Annotated in this window: 15 protein-coding genes and 1 pseudogene; 7 read left to right on the forward strand and 9 right to left on the reverse strand. The window is 74.6% G+C overall.

Annotated features, from left to right (window positions below):
- Positions 1–700 (reverse strand): glycerate kinase (locus B7P34_RS22515; RefSeq protein WP_146166897.1); only part of this gene is annotated, 700 nt, incomplete at its 3' end.
- A gap of 160 nt (positions 701–860) precedes the next feature.
- Between B7P34_RS22515 and B7P34_RS22520 the strand changes: the two genes are divergently transcribed.
- A complete protein-coding gene (locus B7P34_RS22520) occupies positions 861–2,588 on the forward strand; it encodes a BCCT family transporter (protein ID WP_106679203.1) in 1,728 nt (575 codons plus the stop codon).
- Positions 2,589–2,644: 56 nt separating this feature from the next.
- Here the strand turns inward: B7P34_RS22520 and B7P34_RS22525 are convergent, their stop codons facing one another.
- The 4 genes and pseudogenes from B7P34_RS22525 to B7P34_RS39775 all read right to left on the reverse strand — a co-directional run.
- Entirely contained in the window at positions 2,645–3,430 is a 786-nt protein-coding gene (locus B7P34_RS22525) for an oxidoreductase (protein WP_106679205.1), read from the reverse strand.
- 114 nt (positions 3,431–3,544) lie between these two features.
- A complete protein-coding gene (locus B7P34_RS22530; protein WP_106679207.1) occupies positions 3,545–4,123 on the reverse strand; it encodes a TetR/AcrR family transcriptional regulator in 579 nt (192 codons plus the stop codon).
- Positions 4,124–4,270: 147 nt separating this feature from the next.
- Positions 4,271–4,516, reverse strand: coding sequence for a hypothetical protein (locus B7P34_RS38760; protein WP_223268117.1), 246 nt, complete (start codon positions 4,514–4,516; stop codon positions 4,271–4,273).
- Between the two features lie 2,586 nt (positions 4,517–7,102).
- Positions 7,103–7,447: pseudogene (locus B7P34_RS39775) on the reverse strand (hypothetical protein); the annotation flags it as partial.
- 284 nt (positions 7,448–7,731) lie between these two features.
- Here B7P34_RS39775 and B7P34_RS22545 point away from each other — a divergent pair.
- The 5 genes from B7P34_RS22545 to B7P34_RS39780 all read left to right on the forward strand — a co-directional run bounded on the left by B7P34_RS22545 (position 7,732) and on the right by B7P34_RS39780 (position 10,408).
- Positions 7,732–8,505, forward strand: coding sequence for an SIR2 family NAD-dependent protein deacylase (locus B7P34_RS22545; RefSeq protein WP_106679212.1), 774 nt, complete (start codon positions 7,732–7,734; stop codon positions 8,503–8,505).
- Positions 8,506–8,588: 83 nt separating this feature from the next.
- Positions 8,589–8,903 (forward strand): hypothetical protein, encoded by a 315-nt coding sequence (locus B7P34_RS22550; RefSeq protein WP_106679214.1) that lies wholly within the window; start codon positions 8,589–8,591, stop codon positions 8,901–8,903.
- Positions 8,900–9,472 (forward strand): hypothetical protein, encoded by a 573-nt coding sequence (locus B7P34_RS22555; RefSeq protein WP_106679215.1) that lies wholly within the window; start codon positions 8,900–8,902, stop codon positions 9,470–9,472. Before B7P34_RS22550 ends, B7P34_RS22555 begins: the two co-directional genes overlap by 4 nt.
- Positions 9,473–9,584: 112 nt before the next feature.
- Positions 9,585–9,809, forward strand: a complete 225-nt coding sequence (locus tag B7P34_RS22560; RefSeq protein WP_106679217.1) for an AsnC family protein — start codon at positions 9,585–9,587, stop codon at positions 9,807–9,809.
- Between the two features lie 2 nt (positions 9,810–9,811).
- Complete coding sequence (locus B7P34_RS39780; protein ID WP_106679219.1) at positions 9,812–10,408, forward strand: Clp protease N-terminal domain-containing protein; 597 nt, start codon at positions 9,812–9,814, stop codon at positions 10,406–10,408.
- A gap of 42 nt (positions 10,409–10,450) precedes the next feature.
- Here B7P34_RS39780 and B7P34_RS22570 read toward each other — a convergent pair whose 3' ends face one another.
- The 3 genes from B7P34_RS22570 to B7P34_RS22580 form a co-directional block, all read right to left on the reverse strand.
- Complete coding sequence (locus B7P34_RS22570) at positions 10,451–11,857, reverse strand: phytoene desaturase family protein (protein ID WP_106679250.1); 1,407 nt, start codon at positions 11,855–11,857, stop codon at positions 10,451–10,453.
- A gap of 118 nt (positions 11,858–11,975) precedes the next feature.
- Positions 11,976–12,803, reverse strand: coding sequence for an inositol monophosphatase family protein (locus B7P34_RS22575; protein ID WP_106679220.1), 828 nt, complete (start codon positions 12,801–12,803; stop codon positions 11,976–11,978).
- Positions 12,804–13,001: 198 nt separating this feature from the next.
- The gene (locus tag B7P34_RS22580; protein ID WP_106679252.1) at positions 13,002–14,786 is read right to left on the reverse strand and encodes a gamma-glutamyltransferase family protein; all 1,785 of its coding nucleotides are present in this window, start codon (positions 14,784–14,786) and stop codon (positions 13,002–13,004) included.
- Between the two features lie 148 nt (positions 14,787–14,934).
- On the opposite strand from B7P34_RS22580, the gene B7P34_RS22585 reads away from it, so the two are divergent.
- Positions 14,935–16,002 carry a lipoate--protein ligase family protein gene (locus B7P34_RS22585; RefSeq protein ID WP_189382968.1) on the forward strand — a complete coding sequence of 356 codons (1,068 nt, stop codon included), beginning with the start codon at positions 14,935–14,937 and terminating at the stop codon, positions 16,000–16,002.
- A gap of 32 nt (positions 16,003–16,034) precedes the next feature.
- On the opposite strand, the gene B7P34_RS22590 is transcribed toward B7P34_RS22585, so the two are convergent.
- On the reverse strand, positions 16,035–17,033 hold the full coding sequence (locus tag B7P34_RS22590; RefSeq protein ID WP_106679224.1) for a TIGR03842 family LLM class F420-dependent oxidoreductase: 999 nt from the start codon (positions 17,031–17,033) through the stop codon (positions 16,035–16,037).
- Between the last annotated feature and the right edge of the window lie 27 nt (positions 17,034–17,060).

Below are 17,060 nucleotides of genomic sequence, written 5' to 3' on the forward strand. Positions count from 1 at the left end.
AGTGCGCGAGCGCGGCGTCGAGCAGGGCCACGTCGTCCGCGGAGGCGCCCTTCTGCGGGCCGTAGACGGCGGCGGCCCCGGCCGGCCCGGTCAGCGGGTTGTCGACGTCGCTCGCGAGGACGAGGCCGACGGCCCGCAGCCGGGGATCGAGCCCCGACAGGTCGGCCGTGGCGAGGCCGGCGAGGGCCGCTCCCCCGCCCCGGACCGGCGCACCGGACGCGTCGAGGAGCCGCGCGCCGAGCGCGCTGAGCATTCCGGCCCCGCCGTCCGTCGTGGCGCTGCCGCCGATGCCGAGGACGATCGTGCGCGCGCCCGCGTCGAGCGCGGCCCGTACGAGCTCACCGGTCCCGTACGTCGTGGCCGTGAGGGGCGCGGGCACCCCGCCCGGCAGCCGCCGCAGCCCGGACGCCTCGGCCATCTCCACGACCGCGGTGCCGCCGCGCAGCGCGTACGCGGCGGTGACCGGCGCCCCCACCGGCCCGGTCACGCGCACCTCGTGCCGCTCGAAGCCGGCGGCGACCGCGGCGTCGACCGTGCCGTCCCCGCCGTCCGCGACGGGCAGCGCGGTGATGCCGAGCGTGCGGCCGGCGGCGTCCGCGCCCCGCCGCAGCCCGGCGGCGACGTGCCGGGCGACCTCGGCGGCCGTCAGGGAGCCCTTGAACTTGTCCGCGGCGATGAGCACCCGTACGGCATCCGTCATTGCGCCACCCCTCGCCTCGCACCCGTCTCGCCTCGCACCCGTCGCTGCGGACCCGGCCGTGCCGCCTGGACCCTACCGGGGCGGGTCCGCCGTTGCCCATGCCCGCGCGCGGCGTGCCAGTCCGCCCAATTGCGTACTCTTCCGGCCATAGTGGGGCGTCATGAGCACCCAAGCGCATGATCCGGCCGACCCGCACGCCCCCGCCGCCCCGGGCGGCCGGGAGGAACCCCCGGACGCGGCCCTGGTCGCGATCGGCGGCGCGGCGGTGCTCGCGGTGGTCGCGTGGGCGGCGCTGGGCAAGCACTCCTTCGACCGGTTGACGAAGTCGGCGCTGAACTGGGTGCTGTCCAACTTCGCCTGGCTGTTCGTGATTGCCGCTGACGTCTTCCTGGCCCTGTGCGTGGTCATCGCCGTGAGCCGGTTCGGCCGGATCCGGCTCGGCCGGGACGACGACCAGCCGGAGTTCAGCAACCTCGCGTGGATCGCGATGATGTTCAGCGCGGGCATGGGCATCGGCCTGATGTTCTACGGGGTCGGCGAGCCGCTCCTGCACTTCGTCTCCCCGCCGCCGGGCAGCGGCGTCACCGCGAACACGCCGGCCGCGGCCCGTACGGCGCTGGAGTACTCGTTCTTCCACTGGACCCTGCACCCGTGGGCGATCTACGGCATGGCGGGCCTCGCCCTCGCCTACGCGGGCTTCCGCAAGGGCCGCGGCAACCGGCTGAGCTCGGTGTTCGTCCCGCTGCTCGGCGAGGAGCGGGCGGCCGGCTGGCCGGGCCGGGTCATCGACCTGCTCGCGGTCTTCGCCACCGTGTTCGGCACGGCGACGAGCCTCGGCCTGGGCGCCCTGCAGGTGTCGAAGGGCCTGAACATCACGACCGGGGTGAAGGACACGACGGGCCTGGAGCTCGTCATCATCGGCGGCCTGTCGGCGGCGTTCGTGCTGTCGGCGTTCTCCGGGCTGCACAAGGGCGTGAAGTGGCTCAGCACGCTCAACATCGTGCTCGCCGCCTGCCTCATGCTCTTCGTCTTCCTCGTCGGCCCCACGGTCTTCGTCCTCAACACGATCCCCGCGGCCGCCGGCGGCTACCTGCACGACCTGCTGACCCTGGCGACGCGCACGGGCGCGTTCACCGACTCCAAGTGGCTCGGCGCCTGGACGATCTTCTACTGGGCGTGGTGGCTGTCCTGGGCCCCCTTCGTGGGCACGTTCATCGCCCGCATCTCGCGCGGCCGGACGATCCGCGAGTTCCTCATCGGCGTCCTGCTGGTGCCGAGCGGCGCGACGGTCGTGTGGTTCTGCGTGATGGGCGGCAGCGCCCTGCGGCTGGACATGACGGGCGCGGCCGACATGGCCGGGACCGTCAAGGACGGCGCGGAGGCGTCCCTGTTCGCCCTCCTGGACACGCTGCCGCTGGAGACGCTCGCCTCGTGGATCGCGATGGCGCTGGTCATGACGTACTTCATCACCAGCGCGGACTCCGCGTCCCTCGTGATGGGCTCGCTCTCCAGCCGCGGCGCGCTGCACCCGCGCACGTGGCTGGTGGTGACGTGGGGCGTCCTGATGGCCGCGGTCGCGGCGGTCCTGCTGGTGGCCGGCGGACTGCAGTCGCTGCAGTCGGCGACGATCCTGGTCGCGCTGCCGTTCGTGCTGGTCATGCTGGCCCTGTGCTGGTCGCTGATGTCGGAGCTGCGCGAGGACCCGGGGGCGGGCCCGGCCCGGCACCACGCGATGCACGGCCTGCGGGACGCGCTGCGGACGATGGTCGGCGACGCGATCGAGGAGCGGGCCGCGGGCCCGGTGCGCCACCCGCGGCTGCGCCGGGTCGCGGACAGCGTCCGCGACCGCGACGACGACGCGCAGGGCGGGGGCGGGGCGCGGGGCTAGGCGGGCTCCCGCCGGACCGGACGGACTTTCCGTCAGGCTTGACGAACTTCCGCGGGCTAGACGGTCTTCACCGTGCCACCGTCGATGACGTGGTCCGCGCCGGTGATGTTGGCCGCCCGGTCGGAGAGCAGGAAGGTGATGAGCGCCGCGACCTCGCCGGGCTCGGTGATCCGCCGACTGGCCATGCCGAACCGCTCCGGGAGCTGCTCCAGGAACTCGGCGTGCCCGACGCCGGCCGCGGCGGCCACCTTGCCGCCGAACCCGTCCGGGTCCTCCCAGATCGCGGTGCGGACCACACCCGGCGAGACGGTGTTGACGCGCACGCCCTTCGGCCCGAACTCCTCGGACAGGGACTTGCCGAAGGCCGTGAGCGCCGCCTTGGCCACGCTGTACGCGACGGGGCCGGCGGCGGGGAGCCGCGCGTTGACGGAGGAGACGTTGACGACGGACCCGCGCCGCTCGGTCAGGGACGGCAGGGCGGCGCGGCTGACGCGTACGGCGCTGAGGAAGTTGAGGTCGAGGTTCGCCTGGAACTGGGCGTCGTCGGCGTCGAGGAACCCGCCGAGGACGACCTCGTCGCCGCCGCCGACGTTGTTGACCAGCAGGTCGATCCCGCCGCCGAGCGCGACGAGCGCCTCCTCGACGAGCGTGCGCGCGCCGCCGGGCGTGCTGAGGTCCACGGCGACGGCCGCGGTGGCGGCCTCCTTCAGCTCGGGGGTGATCGTACGGGCGGCGCCGACGACCCGTACGCCCTCGGCGGCGAGTGAGCGGACGGTGGCGAGGCCGATGCCGCGGCTGGCCCCGGTGACGAGGGCGGTCTTGCCGGTGAGGTGGAGATCCATGGCGCGCACTTCTTTCTTTACCTGTAGGTACAAAACATGAGTACGGCTGAACGTGGGGCTGAACGTGGGTGCGTGCCGGGCGCGACATGACGGTCACGCCGGCACGACGGCCGGTCAGAGCACGGCGAGCAGCGCGTCCGCGACGCGCTGCAGCCGCTCCCGGCCGCCCTGGGCACGGGCGATGACCCGCATGCCGACGAGCGTCGCGAGCATGAGGCTCGCGACCTCGGCCGGGTCCCGGTCCGGGGCGAACTCGCCCGTCCGCCGCCCGCGCTCGACGGCGGCCTTGAAGGCGCCCTCGGTGCGCTCGAACATGCGGCGTACGAGTTCGGTGGGGGCTTCGTCCCTGCCGCCGAGTTCGGTGGCGGTGTTCACGGCGAAGCAGCCGTGGGGGCCGGTCTCGCCGAGGTCGGTCTCGATCAGCAGCTCCAGCGCGGAGCGCAGCAGCGGCCGGACGGGGCCGGGCTGGTCGAGCAGCTCCACCAGCGCCGCGGCCTGGGTGTCGCGGTAGCGCTCCAGCGCGCGCTCGAACAGCGCGTGCTTGCTGCCGAAGGCGTGATAGAGGCTGCCCTTGCCGATGCCGAGCTCGTCGACGAGGTCCTGGGGCGTGGTGGCTGCGTAACCCTTGCGCCAGAAGACGTCCATGGCCTTGCCGACGGCCGCGTCGGGGTCGAACTGCTTGGGCCTTCCCATGGGAGAGACCGTAGATCTTTTTGACCTGTAGGTCAACTACTGGTGGGGCGCGGGGAGAAGCGGCACGGGTGGCCCGCCGTGAGGGGTGGGGCGGGCCATCCGTGCCTGTACCTGGGGCTGCGCCTGGGGCTGCGCTGCTCGGCCCGGTCAGCCGTGCGGGGTCGCCGCGGGGGGCATGGGCTGGCAGATGGCGAAGACGCGCAGGTCGACGGCGCTGGGGCTCGTGTTGTTCACGCCCACCAGGTAGGCGTTCTCGACGACGCTCGGGTACGCGTCGAGCTTTTCCAGGGCGCCGGTCCGGCTGCCCGGCTGGAAGTAACCGCCGCCGACGATCTGGGTGCCGGCGGGGCAGACCGGGCTGCGGAGCTGCTGATCGCGGGAGAGCGGCGGCACGGAGTGGTCCTGGACGACGGTCAGAGGAAGGCCCGTGGCGCCGGGGAGGCCTTGCGGACCCGTGGGGCCCGCGGGTCCGGCGGGCCCTGCCGGACCGGCGGGGCCGGGGGCGCCGGTTTCACCCCTGGGGCCCACCGGGCCCATGGGGCCGGAGGGACCGCTCGGGCCGGTGGGCCCTGTGGGTCCGGTCGGACCGGCGGGCCCCACGGTTCCGGCGGGGCCGAGGGGTCCGGCCGGGCCGGTGGCTCCGGTGTCCCCCTTGGCCCCTTGAGGCCCGATCGGCCCTGCCGGGCCGGTTGCCCCGGTGGGTCCGGCGGGACCCAGGGGTCCCACGGGCCCGGTGGGACCGATCGGACCGGTGGGGCCCGCCGGCCCAGCGGTTCCGGGGGGCCCGGCGGGGCCGGGGATGCCGGGGTCGCCCCGATCACCCTTGGGACCGGCCTGCCCTGCAGGGCCGGTTGCCCCAGTGGGTCCGGCGGGACCCAGGGGTCCCACGGGTCCAGTGGGACCGATCGGACCGGTGGGGCCCGCCGGTCCAGCAGTTCCGGGGGGCCCGGCAGGACCGGTGGTACCAGGGTCACCCCGATCACCCTTGGGACCGGCCTGCCCTACGGGGCCCGTGGGCCCGGCGGGCCCGGCGGGCCCGGTAGGACCCAAGGGCCCCACAGGCCCGGTAGGGCCACTCGGACCGGCGGGACCCGCCGACCCAGCAGTCCCCGGAGGCCCGGCAGGACCGGTGGTACCAGGGTCACCCCGATCACCCTTGGGACCGGCCTGCCCTACAGGGCCGGTGGGTCCGGCGGGCCCTGCGGATCCGGTGGGCCCGGTGGGACCTGCCGGCCCGGCGGGCCCCACTGGTCCTGCCGACCCCGCGGGCCCTACGGGGCCGTTGGGTCCCGCCTCGCCTCGGTCGCCCTTCGGCCCGGCGGGGCCGGTGAGTCCGGGGGGACCGACGGGCCCGGCCGGGCCCGCAGGCCCGCCGGGCCCAACCGCCCCCACGGGCCCGGCCGGCCCAGCAGGCCCCGTGACCCCCGGATCACCTTGCTCTCCCCTGGGCCCCGCGGGCCCAGGAGGCCCCATGGGTCCGCTGGGGCCGGCAGGGCCTCCGGGACCGGTGAGTCCGGGAGGCCCGGCAGGACCTGGGCGCCCGGTGGGACCGATGGGACCACCGGGACCAGCGGCGCCGGGATCACCCTTGTCGCCCTTAGCCCCGGCAAGTCCGGCAGGTCCGGCAGCGCCTGGATCACCCTTGGCGCCGGCCAGACCGGCAGGACCGGCGGCCCCGGGATCGCCCTTGTCACCCTTAGCACCCGCAGGCCCGGGAGGACCGACGAGCCCGGCAGCGCCCGGATCGCCCTTAGCGCCGGCGACACCCGCAGGACCGACGAGCCCAGGCGGGCCAGCGGGCCCCACGGCTCCGGGGTCACCCTTGTCACCCTTGTCGCCCTTAGCTCCCGCAGGCCCAGAAGGGCCGACGAGCCCCGGCGACCCGGGAGGCCCTACGGCCCCGGCAGGACCAACGGGGCCGACAGGACCAACGGGGCCGACAGGACCGACCGCTCCCGGGTCGCCCTTGTCGCCTTTGGCTCCGGAAGCCCCGGGAGGGCCGACGGGGCCGACAGCGCCCGGATCACCCTTGGGACCGGCGATACCCGCAGGACCGACGAGTCCAGGTGGCCCGGCAGGCCCCACGGCGCCCGGATCACCCTTGTCGCCCTTGGCTCCGGCAGGACCAGGAGGACCGACCGGCCCCGCGGAACCCGTGGGGCCCACGGGGCCGGCAGGGCCGACAGCCCCCAGATCACCCCTATCACCCTTGTCGCCTTTATCGCCCTTGTCCCCTTTGGCACCGGAAGGGCCAGGAGGCCCGGGAGGCCCGGGAGGCCCGGTGGGACCGACCGGACCGGCGGCTCCCAGATCGCCCTTCTCCCCCTTGGCGCCGACAGGACCAGGAGAGCCGATGGGCCCGGCGTCCCCGACAGCGCCGGGGTCACCCTTGTCCCCCTTGGCACCGGCGACACCCGCAGGGCCGACCGGCCCGGGCGGGCCAGCAGGCCCCACGGCACCCGGATCACCTGCGTCACCCTTGTCGCCGGCAGGACCGGGAGGGCCGACGAGCCCCGGTGTCCCAGGGGGCCCGGCGGGCCCGGCAGTTCCCACGGCGCCCGGATCACCCTTGTCTCCTTTGGGGCCGCCGAGACCAGGAGGACCGACGGCCCCGGGCGGCCCGGCCGGACCCGCAGAGCCGGCGGGACCCACTGCGCCCGCATCACCCTTCTCCCCCTTGGCGCCCGCAGGGCCGACCGCTCCCGGGGCGCCCTTGGCCCCGGGATCGCCCTTCGCCCCAGCCGCACCCGGACGCCCCGGAGGCCCCACCGGGCCGGGCCGCCCCACCGGGCCCGGCCGCCCCGGGTCGCCCTTCGGACCCTGCGGACCCTGCGGACCCTGCGGCCCGGGCCTGCCGTGGGAGCCGCCCGAGCCCCCGTGCGCCCCGTGCGCCCCGTGCGCCCCGTGCGCCCCGTGATCACCCCCGTGCCCGCCGCCCCGGCACGGCGGCACCTGCCCGAGCGCCCGCACGTAGCGGGCGCTCACCCAGCCCCGCCGGCCCAGGAGCAGGTACCAGCGGCGGTCCCCGTCCACCCACTCCCCGGCCGCCTTGCAGGCGATGCGCACCCGCTCCCCCGGGCCGTAACTCCCCACGACCGGCGCGGAGGTCGAGGGCGCCTTCCGTACCTTCTGGCCGAACCGCGAGACCACCTTGCCCGGCACGCCACGCCCCGCAGGCTCCGGCACGGGCGACGGCGCCGACGCGGACGGGACCGCTGCCGCACCACCCCCGCCCGCCGATGTGCAGAAGGCGAACAACACGCCCAGCACGGCCGCGCCCCGCCGGGTCACGAGACTCCGGCCCCGTCTCCGAATTGGCGACATATCGCTCCTTTCACTCCAAGGAACCCGGAGTGGCACAGGAACACGCCAACGGCGCCGCGCCCGCGAGGCGAGCCCGGTTCTTGACCCGGTTGCCGCCGTTTCCTTCACCCCCACGAGCGAGTGCCGCGCATATAAAACGACTCCATCGGAACGAATGTCCAGAAAGTCGATAAATCGTCGTGAACTTCACCTCCCTCCCCGCACACCCACCAAACGCCGAAATTATCGATAGATCTCCATAAAAACCGTTCGCCGCATCTCCACCCGCTCCGTACGCTCACGCCATGACGAGCGGCAGCGACAACAACGGCAACAGCAACGGCGGCAGCAAGAAGCGCCCCCTCGTGGCGATCCTCAGCGGCGCCGGCATCTCGACGGACTCCGGAATCCCGGACTACCGCGGCCCGAACGGCGTGTGGCGCCGCGACCCGGAGGCCGAGAAGCTCGTCACGTACGCGTACTACATGTCCGACCCGGAGATCCGCCGCCGCTCGTGGCTCATGCGGCGCGACGGCCCCGCCCTGCGCGCCCGCCCGAACGCCGCGCACGAGGCCGTGGTGCGGCTGGAGCGGGCGGGCGTGCCCGTGCGCGTCATCACGCAGAACGTCGACGGGCTGCACCAGCTGGCGGGAATGCCGGAGCGGAAGGTCCTCGAACTGCACGGCACGGCGCGGGCGGTGCAGTGCACCCGCTGCAAGGAGCGCTCCAGCATGGAGGCGGCGCTGGAGCGCGTGGCGGCGGGCGATCCGGATCCGGCGTGCGAGTCGTGCGGCGGGATCCTCAAGTCGGCCACGGTGATGTTCGGCGAGGGCCTGGACCCGGCGGTGCTCGGCGAGGCCGTGGCCGTGACCAAGGCGTGCGACGTGTTCATCGCGGTCGGCACGAGCCTCCAGGTGCACCCCGCCGCGTCACTGGCGGGCCTCGCGGCCGACCACGGCGCGCGGCTGGTCATCGTCAACGCGGAGCCGACGCCGTACGACGACCGTGCGGACGAGCTGGTGCGCGAGCCGATCGGGACGGCGCTTCCGGCGCTGCTGGAGCGGATCGCCGCGGGGTAGGCGACCGAGCCGGCGGACCGGCGGAACGACGGGCGTCAAGGAAAACTTGACAAGGGTTTCGGTGTCAAGGAAAGCTTGACACCATGATCGATTCGTCGCGGTCCGCGACCCCTCCCACCCCCCAGCCCACCCTCGCCTACACCGCCCTCGCCCTGCTGCTCGGCGCCGTAGCCCTGATCACGCTGGCCCTGTCACTCACTCACGACCTCGGCACCTCGGCGTTCTTCTCGCTCATCGGCGCCGAACTCCTCCTCGTCGCGGCCATGGGCGCGCTGTTCGGGACGGTGCAGGTGCGGAGCACCGCTGCCGCCGCCCCCGAGGACGCCGCCGCGCGGCGCCTGCGCGACGAGGCGACCCTCGACGCCCTTGAGCCCCTGCGCGGGGGTGAGCAGCGATGAGCGACGCTCAGCCGCAGAAGCTCGGCCCGGAAGAGGAAGCCCGCATCCGCGAGGGCATCGCGAGCGCTGTCCTCGGCGCCTCCGAGGGGCTCGCCGAGTCGCTGGAGCACGACCCGGAAGGCTATCTGCGCCTCGTGGTCGCCACCCGGACCGGCGCCGAAGAGACGAGCCGCCTGCTGCGCCAGGCCGTCCAGGGGGCGCGGGCCGCGGGCCACAGCTGGGACACCATCGGCCGGCTGCTGGGCGTGAGCCGGCAGGCCGCGCAGCAGCGCTTCGCGACCAAGGACGCCGCGACCCCGAAGGGCTCCCCCGAGCGCCGGGTCCTCACCCCGCTGACCGCGTTCAACGAGATGCCGGCCCTCGCCGAGGCGGGCCTGGACGGCTGGGAGCTGGTCGACTACGGCCCGCTGTACCACGCGGTGGAGGCGTCCGACCGGCGGTGGGAGTACCGCCGCGTCACGCTCGCGGTCGCCGGCCGCCGGCGGCGCATGGAGGCGGACGGCTGGACCGAGGTCGGCAACGGCTACTTCCCGTGGAGCTACTTCAAGCGCCCACTGAAGGACGACTGAAAGGACGGCTGAAAGGACGACTGACAGGAACGCCCCCTCCGCCGCCGACCGGAACACCTCCCATCCGTCAACAACGGTTGACAAGCCTCCTTTGTCATCCTAGGTTGACAGCATGGCCGGAACGGATGCGAAGGACGCGGTCGGCACCACCGAGGCCGCCATGGACAGCGATCCCCACGTGGGACTGCACGCCGTCGCCGCGCTGCGGCGGCTCGTCGAGCGCCTTGAGGCGCTCCAGGTCGACAGCGCGCGCCGGCAGGGCTGGTCCTGGGAGGAGATCGGGTCCGCGCTCGGGGTCAGCAGGCAGGCAGTGCACAAGAAACACGCCAGGAGGTAGGCATGTTCGAACGGTTCACCCGGGATGCACGCGTCGCCGTCGTACAGGCGCAGGAGGAGGCCCGCACGCTGGGCTGCACATGGATCGGCAGCGAGCACCTGCTGCTCGGCGCGCTCGGTCAGGCCGGCGCCCCCGTGGTCGCCGCGCTGGCCCGGTTCGGGGTCACGCCGGAGGCGTGCCGGAGCGCGCTGACGCCCGCCGCGCCCCTCGGCACGGACGACGCGGAGGCGCTGCGCGCGCTCGGCATCGACCTGGAGGCCGTACGGGCCCGGGCGGAGGACACCTTCGGGCCCGGAGCCCTGGACCGGCCCGGCCCTCCCGGGGAGCGGCGCCGGATCCTGCCCTTCGGCGGGCGCCGCAGGAAGGACGAACCCGGCCGGAAGGGGCACATCCCCTTCACTCCCCGCGCGAAGAAGGCCCTGGAGCGCTCGCTGAGCGAGGCCCTCGCCCGCAAGGATCGCCACATCGGTGCGGAACACGTCGTCCTGGGCGTCCTCGACCCGGACGACAAGGTGACGGCGGGGCTGCTGAGGAAGCTGGGGACCGACACCGCCACCGTGCGGAACGGGATCCTGCAGGAGCTTCCCCGAGCGGCGTAGGCCCTTGCGGCCGAACACGCAGCCCCTGACCGCCCGGCCGGACTACCCCTTCCGCAGCCTCCGCCACACCGCCTTCGCCGCGTGGTGCCCGCACATGCCGTGGACGCCCGGCCCCGGCGGGGTGGCCGAGGAGCACAGGAAGACGGCGGGGTGGGCCGTCGCGTACGGCACGCGGGCGAGCTTGGGCCGGATGATCAGGCGCAGGCCGGCCACGGAGCCGATGGCGAAGTCCCCGCCCACGTAGTTGGCGTTGCGGGCGGCCAGCTGCGGGGGGCCGGCCGTGGCCCGGGCCAGGACCAGGTCGCGGAAGCCGGGCGCGAACCGCTCGATCTGCCGCTCGATCACCTCGGTGGCGTCGCCCTCCCAGCCGCTCGGCACGTGCCCGTACACCCAGAACGTGTGCTTGCCCTCGGGCGCCCGGGTGGGGTCGACGAGGCTGGGCTGGGCGGTGATGAGGAAGGGAACCGAGGGATCGCGGCCGTGCAGCGCGGAGTCGAGGGCCGCGTCGATCTCGCCGTACGTGGGGCCGATGTGGACCGTCCCGGCGCGGCGCGCGGCCTCCGCCGTCCACGGCACGGGGCCCGACAGCGCGTAGTCGATCTTGAAGACGCCGGGTCCGTAGCGGTAGCCGTGGTACGCGTTGCCGAGGCCGGCGATGCGGGCGAGGGCGGTGGGCGAGGTGTCGAAGACGTAGGCGCGGGCGGGCGGCAGGTCGTCCAGCCGCTTGACCTCGAAGCCGGTGTGCACGGTGCCGCCGTGCGCGCGCAGGTACGAGGCGAGGGCGTCGGCGATGGCCTGGGAGCCGCCGCGCGGCACCGGCCAGCCGCCCGCGTGCGCGGCGAGCGCGAAGACCAGGGCCATGCCGCCCGTGCCGATGCCGGTGAGGGGGGAGATGCCGTGCGCGGCGAGCCCGGCGAACAGGGCCTGCGCCTTCTCGTCGCGGAAGCGGCGGGTCAGCAGCGCCGCGGGCTGGGCGCCCACCAGGCCGAAGCGCGCGTAGAGGACGGGGTCGCGCGGCAGCCCGTCCCACTGGGTGCGCAGGAAGTCGGCCGCGACGGTGCTCCACTTGCCGTGGAAGGGGGCCACGAGCCGGCGGTAGGCCCCGGCGTCGCGCGGACCGAGCGAGTGCGCCGTCTCCCCCACGCTGTGGGAGAGGACGGCGGCCGTGCCGTCGGGGAAGGGGTGCGCCATGGGCAGCCCGGGGTGGACCCACTCCAGGCCGTGCCGGTCGAGCGGCATCGCGGCGAAGGCCGGGGAGCCGGCGGCGAGCGGGTGCACGGCGGAGCACGGGTCGTGCCGGAAGCCGGGGAGCGTGAGCTCCTCGGTCCGCGCGCCGCCGCCGACGGCGCCGGCGGCCTCGAAGACCTCCACCGACAGGCCGCGGCGGGCCAGCTCCACAGCGGCGGTGAGCCCGTTGGGCCCGGCGCCTACGACGACAGCGTCGAGCATGGTCGGCACCGGACGCCACTCCCCTCGTCCTCGAAATGTCCCGGACCCGTCCCCGGATCCGCCCTCGGACCCGTCCCCGGATCCGCCCTCGGGCCGGTCCTTGGATCCGGCCTCGGGATCAGCCGGCGGACGCCAGCAGCCCCAGGATATGACGGAGCGTCGCCTCGTCCCGCGCGGCGGCGAACGGCAGCGCGTTGCCGCCGGCTATGCGGAAGGGCTCGCCGGCGACGGTCCCGCTCACGCCGCCCGCCTCGGCGACGAGCAGCAGGCCCGCGGCGTGGTCCCAGGCGTTCTCCCAGCTGAAGGCGAGACCGTCGATGCTGCCCCGGGCCACGTTCAGGTATTCGAGGCCGGCCGAGCCGCAGGGGCGCGGCGCCACGCCCTCCGTGGCGAGCGCCCCGAGGACGCGCTTCTGCTCGTCGTCGGTGAAGTCGTAGTGGGATATCGCCACTTCGAGGACCTTGCCGGGGGCGGGCGCGCCGGTCTTCAGCGGCTCGCCGTTGAGCACGGCCCCGGCGCCGCGGCGGGCGACCGCCATCAGGTCGAGCGCGGGCGCGTACGTCCAGGAGGCGAGGAGCTCGCCGCGGTGGGCGAGGCAGACGAGCGTCGCGAAGCCGGGCTCGCCGTGCACGAACTGGCGGGTGCCGTCGACGGGGTCGACGATCCACACGGGCGCGTCGCCGCCGAGCGCGGCGAGGACGCCCGCATCCGCGTGCACGGCCTCCTCGCCGACGACGACCGAACCGGGCAGCAGGGCGGTGAGCGAGGCCGTGAGGTGCTCCTCCGCGCGCCGGTCGGCGACCGTGACGAGGTCGTGCGGGCCGTTCTTCTCGACGATCTCGTCCGCGGCGAGCTGCCGGAAGCGGGGCACGATCTCGGCGGCGGCCGCCTTGCGCACCGCCTCCTCGACGTCGGTCAGGTCACCTGCGAGAAAGTCTTCGAGCATGCGTCCATCGAACCATGTCCCACCGACAACCGGTGGCGGCCCTGCGTCTCCCAGGTGTCCCCTCGGTGAACGCAGGCCCCCACAGCCTCACAGGCCCCCGTCCGGCCCCGGCATCCGCCCAGCTCAGCCCAGGTCAGGCCGACTCAGCCCAGGCCGGCTCAGCCCAGCCCAGGTCAGGCCAGCTCAGGTCTGCTCAGCTCAGCGGCCCACCGCGTACCCCTGCATTCCGCGCGGATTGGCGGCCGCCGACAGCACGCCCGTCCGCGGGTCCCGGGCCACCGCGCACAGCCGCCCCTCCGACCACGCCTCCCCCACCGTCACCCGGTGGCCCCGGCGCCGCAGCTCCCCGATCGCGCTCTCGCCGAGGCGCCGTTCGACGACGACCGAGCCCGGCGCCATGGCGCGCGGGTGGAAGGAGCCGGGGAAGGACTCGTGGTGCCAGTTGGGGGCGTCGATCGCGCCCTGCAGGTCGAGTCCGCCGCGCACGGGCGGGCGCAGGGCGACGGCGAGGAAGAAGTGCAGCTGCCACTGGTCCTGCTGGTCACCGCCGGGCGTGCCGAAGGCGAGGACGGGCTCGCCGTCGCGCAGGGCCAGCGACGGGGTCAGGGTGGTGCGCGGCCGGCGTCCGGGGGTCAGGGAATTGGGGAGGCCGGGATCGAGCCAGGCCATCTGCAGCCGGGTGCCGAGGGGGAAGCCGAGCCCGGGGACGACGGGGTTGGACTGCAGCCAGCCGCCGCTGGGCGTCGCCGAGATCATGTTGCCCCAGCGGTCGACGACGTCGAGGTGGCAGGTGTCGCCGCGGGTCGCGCCGCTGACGGTGACGGTCGGTTCGCCCGCGCCCGGCGCCACCGCCGGAGCGGTGCTCTTCGCGGCGGCGAGGACGTGCCGGGCCAGCCGCGGACCGCGGCCCCCGGGGCTGCCGGGGCGCAGCTCGTACGAGGCGAGGTCGCCGATCAGGGCGCGGCGGGCCGCGTTGTAGCCCTCGGAGAGCAGGTCCTTCAGGGGGACGTCGGCGGCGTCGCCGTACCAGGCCTCGCGGTCGGCCATGGCGAGCTTGCTGCCCTCGATGAGGGTGTGGACGTATTCGGGGGTGCCGTACTCCGGCGGGCCGTCGAGCAGGGCGAGCTGCTGGAGCAGGACCGGCCCCTGCGACCAGGGGCCGGGCTTGCAGACCGTCCAGCCGTTCCAGTCGTGGCGGGCCGGCTCCTCGTACCCGGCCCGGAAGCCGGCGAGGTCGTCGCCGGTGAGGGGCGCGGTGTGGCGTTCGCCGGAGGTGTCGAGGGTCGGGCGGGCCGCGGCGGCGACGAGGGCCTCGGCGACGAAGCCCTCGCGCCACACGCGGCGGGCCGCGTCGATGCGCTGCTCGCGGCTGCCGCCGGCGGCCTCGGCCTCGGCGATCAGGCGGCGCCAGGTGGCGGCGAGGGCGGGGTTGCGCAGGAGCGTGCCGGGGGCCGGGGGGCGGCCGCCGGGCAGGTAGACCTCGGCCGAGGACGTCCACTCGGTCTCGAAGATCCGCCGGACGGTGGCCACGGTCCGGCCGATGGCCTCGACGGGTGCGTGGCCGTGCTCGGCGTAGCCGATGGCGTACGACAGGACGTCGGCGAGCGGCTTGGTGCCGTGGTCGCGCAGGAGCAGCATCCAGGCGTCGAACGCGCCGGGGACGGCGGCCGCGAGGGGGCCGGTGCCGGGGACGAGGTCGAGGCCGAGGGAGGTGTAGTGCGCGATGGTCGCGCCGCGCGGCGCCGGCCCCTGCCCGGCGAGGACCTGCACGGGACCGCCGGCCGGCGCGAACACCGCCGGCACCTCCCCGGCCGGCCCGTTCATGTGCGGCTCGACGACGTGGAGGACGAAGCCCGCCGCGACCGCCGCGTCGAAGGCGTTTCCGCCGCTCTCGAGGACGGCCATCGCGGACTGCGACGCGAGCCAGTGGGTGGACGACACCATGCCGAAGGTGCCCTGCAGGGTGGGCCGGGTGGTGAACATGGCGTCCATGACGTCAGACCGGACCACGGGTGCGCAAGGGCTCACGGGTGCGCCGTGGGGGCGGTACGGCGACCCGCGGTACGGCGTTACGGTTGATCCGTCGCCGGACGGCAGTGCCGGCCTGGGAAGAGAAGCTGGAGGAGGCGCCGTGCACGGTGAATACAAGGTGCCGGGCGGCAAACTCGTCGTCGTCGACCTGGACGTCGAGTCCGCCGCGCAGGGAGAGGTGCTGCGCGGCGTGCGCGTGGCCGGGGACTTCTTCCTCGAACCCGACGAGGCGCTCCTGGACATCAACCGCGCCCTGGAGGGCGCGCCCGCCGATCTGACCGCCCCGCAGCTCGCGGCGCGCATCGACGCCGCGCTGCCCGAGGGCACGGTCATGTTCGGCTTCACCTCCGAGGCCGTGGGCATCGCCGTCCGCCGTGCCCTGGCGAACGCCACCGACTGGCATCACTACGACTGGCAGCTGATCCACGACGGCCCCCAGTCCCCCGCCCTGCACATGGCCCTCGACGAGGTCCTGACGGCCGAGGTGGCGGCCGGGCGGCGGCCGCCGACGCTGCGCGTGTGGGAGTGGGCCTCCCCGGCGGTGGTCATCGGCAGCTTCCAGTCGCTGCGCAACGAGGTGGACCCGGAGGGCGCCGAGCGCCACGGCATGACGGTGGTGCGCCGCATCAGCGGCGGCGGGGCCATGTTCATCGAGCCGGGCAACACCATCACCTACTCGCTGTGCGTGCCGGACGCCCTGGTCCAAGGCCTCTCCTTCGCCGACAGCTACGCCTATCTCGACGACTGGGTCCTGGGCGCCCTGGAGGGCATGGGCGTCAAGGCCTGGTACCAGCCCCTCAACGACATCGCCACCGACTCCGGCAAGATCGCGGGCGCGGCGCAGAAGCGGCTGGTGGGCGCCGAGGGCGCGGTGCTGCACCACGTGACGATGGCGTACGACATCGACGCGGACAAGATGCTGGACGTGCTGCGCATCGGCAAGGAGAAGCTGTCGGACAAGGGCACGAAGAGCGCCAAGAAGCGCGTCGACCCGCTCCGCCGCCAGACCGGCCTGCCGCGTGCCGACGTCATCGAGAAGATGATCGACACCTTCCGCGGCCGGTACGGCCTGACGGAAGGCGCGGTCACCCCCGAGGAGATGGCGCGGGCGGAGGAACTGGCGGCGGTGAAGTTCTCCTCCGAGGAGTGGACGGCCCGGGTGCCGTAGGGCCCGGCGGCCCGGCGGCCCGGCGGCCCGGCTCAGCTCAGCGCCGGGATCAGGTGCTCGCCGTACGCGTCGATCGTCGCCTCCTTCGCGTCGTGCATCGCGTACACCGCGAACTGGTCCACGCCCAGCTCGCGGAGGTGTTCCAGGCGTTCGCGGTGGGCCGGGGCGGGGCCCAGGAGGCAGAAGCGGTCCACGATCTCGTCGGGGACGAAGTCGGTGGAGGGGTTTCCGGCGCGGCCGTGGTGGCTGTAGTCGTACCCCTGGCGTTGCTTGATGTAGGCGGTCAGGGAGTCGGGGATCTCGGTGGAGTGCTCGCCGTAGCGGCTGACGAGGTCGGCCACGTGGTTGCCGACCATGCCGCCGAACCAGCGGCACTGCTCGCGGGCGTGGGCGAGGTCGTCGCCGACGTAGGCGGGGGCGGCCACGCAGATGGTGACCGCGGCCGGGTCGCGGCCGGCCTCGGCGGCCGCCTCCCGCACGTGTTTGATCATCCATTCGGTGAGGAACGGGTCGGCGAGCTGGAGGATGAAGCCGTCGGCCTCCTGGCCCGCGAGGGCGAGGGCCTTGGGGCCGTAGGCGGCCATCCAGACGGGGAGCTTGCCGTCGCGGACCCAGGGGATGCGCAGGGGCGTGCCGCCGACGTCGGCCTCGCGGCCCTCGGCGAGGTCGCGGATGACGCGGATGGACTCCCGCAGCGACGCGAGGGTGTTGGGCTTGCGGCCGGCCACGCGCATCGCGGAGTCGCCGCGGCCGATGCCGCACACCGTGCGGTTGCCGTACATGTCGTTGAGGGTGGCGAAGGTGGAGGCCGTGACCTCGGGGGTGCGGGTGGAGGGGTTGGTGACCATCGGCCCCACGACGAGCCGCTCGGTGTGCTCCAGGATGCGGCTGTAGATGACGAACGGCTCCTGCCACAGCACGGCGGAGTCGAACGTCCAGCCGTAGCGGAAGCCGGAGCGCTCGGCGCGGCGCATCAGGTCGACGACGGCGGTGGCGGGCGGGTCTGTCTGCAGGACGAGGCCGAAGTCCACGGCGGTGCTCCTCACTTCATGCGTGGT

This window comes from Streptosporangium nondiastaticum (assembly GCF_003011965.1).
Classification (GTDB): Bacteria; Actinomycetota; Actinomycetes; order Streptomycetales; family Streptomycetaceae; genus Streptomyces; species Streptomyces nondiastaticus.

Excerpts from the sequence above, each read along its gene's own strand:
- B7P34_RS22520 (WP_106679203.1), top strand. The coding sequence starts at position 861 with ATGAGCACCCAAGCGCATGATCCGGCCGACCCGCACGCCCCCGCCGCC.
- B7P34_RS22525 (WP_106679205.1), bottom strand. The coding sequence starts at position 3,430 with ATGGATCTCCACCTCACCGGCAAGACCGCCCTCGTCACCGGGGCCAGC.
- B7P34_RS22530 (WP_106679207.1), bottom strand. The coding sequence starts at position 4,123 with ATGGGAAGGCCCAAGCAGTTCGACCCCGACGCGGCCGTCGGCAAGGCC.
- B7P34_RS22545 (WP_106679212.1), top strand. The coding sequence starts at position 7,732 with ATGACGAGCGGCAGCGACAACAACGGCAACAGCAACGGCGGCAGCAAG.
- B7P34_RS22550 (WP_106679214.1), top strand. The coding sequence starts at position 8,589 with ATGATCGATTCGTCGCGGTCCGCGACCCCTCCCACCCCCCAGCCCACC.
- B7P34_RS22555 (WP_106679215.1), top strand. The coding sequence starts at position 8,900 with ATGAGCGACGCTCAGCCGCAGAAGCTCGGCCCGGAAGAGGAAGCCCGC.
- B7P34_RS22560 (WP_106679217.1), top strand. The coding sequence starts at position 9,585 with ATGGCCGGAACGGATGCGAAGGACGCGGTCGGCACCACCGAGGCCGCC.
- B7P34_RS39780 (WP_106679219.1), top strand. The coding sequence starts at position 9,812 with ATGTTCGAACGGTTCACCCGGGATGCACGCGTCGCCGTCGTACAGGCG.
- B7P34_RS22570 (WP_106679250.1), bottom strand. The coding sequence starts at position 11,857 with ATGCTCGACGCTGTCGTCGTAGGCGCCGGGCCCAACGGGCTCACCGCC.
- B7P34_RS22575 (WP_106679220.1), bottom strand. The coding sequence starts at position 12,803 with ATGCTCGAAGACTTTCTCGCAGGTGACCTGACCGACGTCGAGGAGGCG.
- B7P34_RS22580 (WP_106679252.1), bottom strand. The coding sequence starts at position 14,786 with ATGTTCACCACCCGGCCCACCCTGCAGGGCACCTTCGGCATGGTGTCG.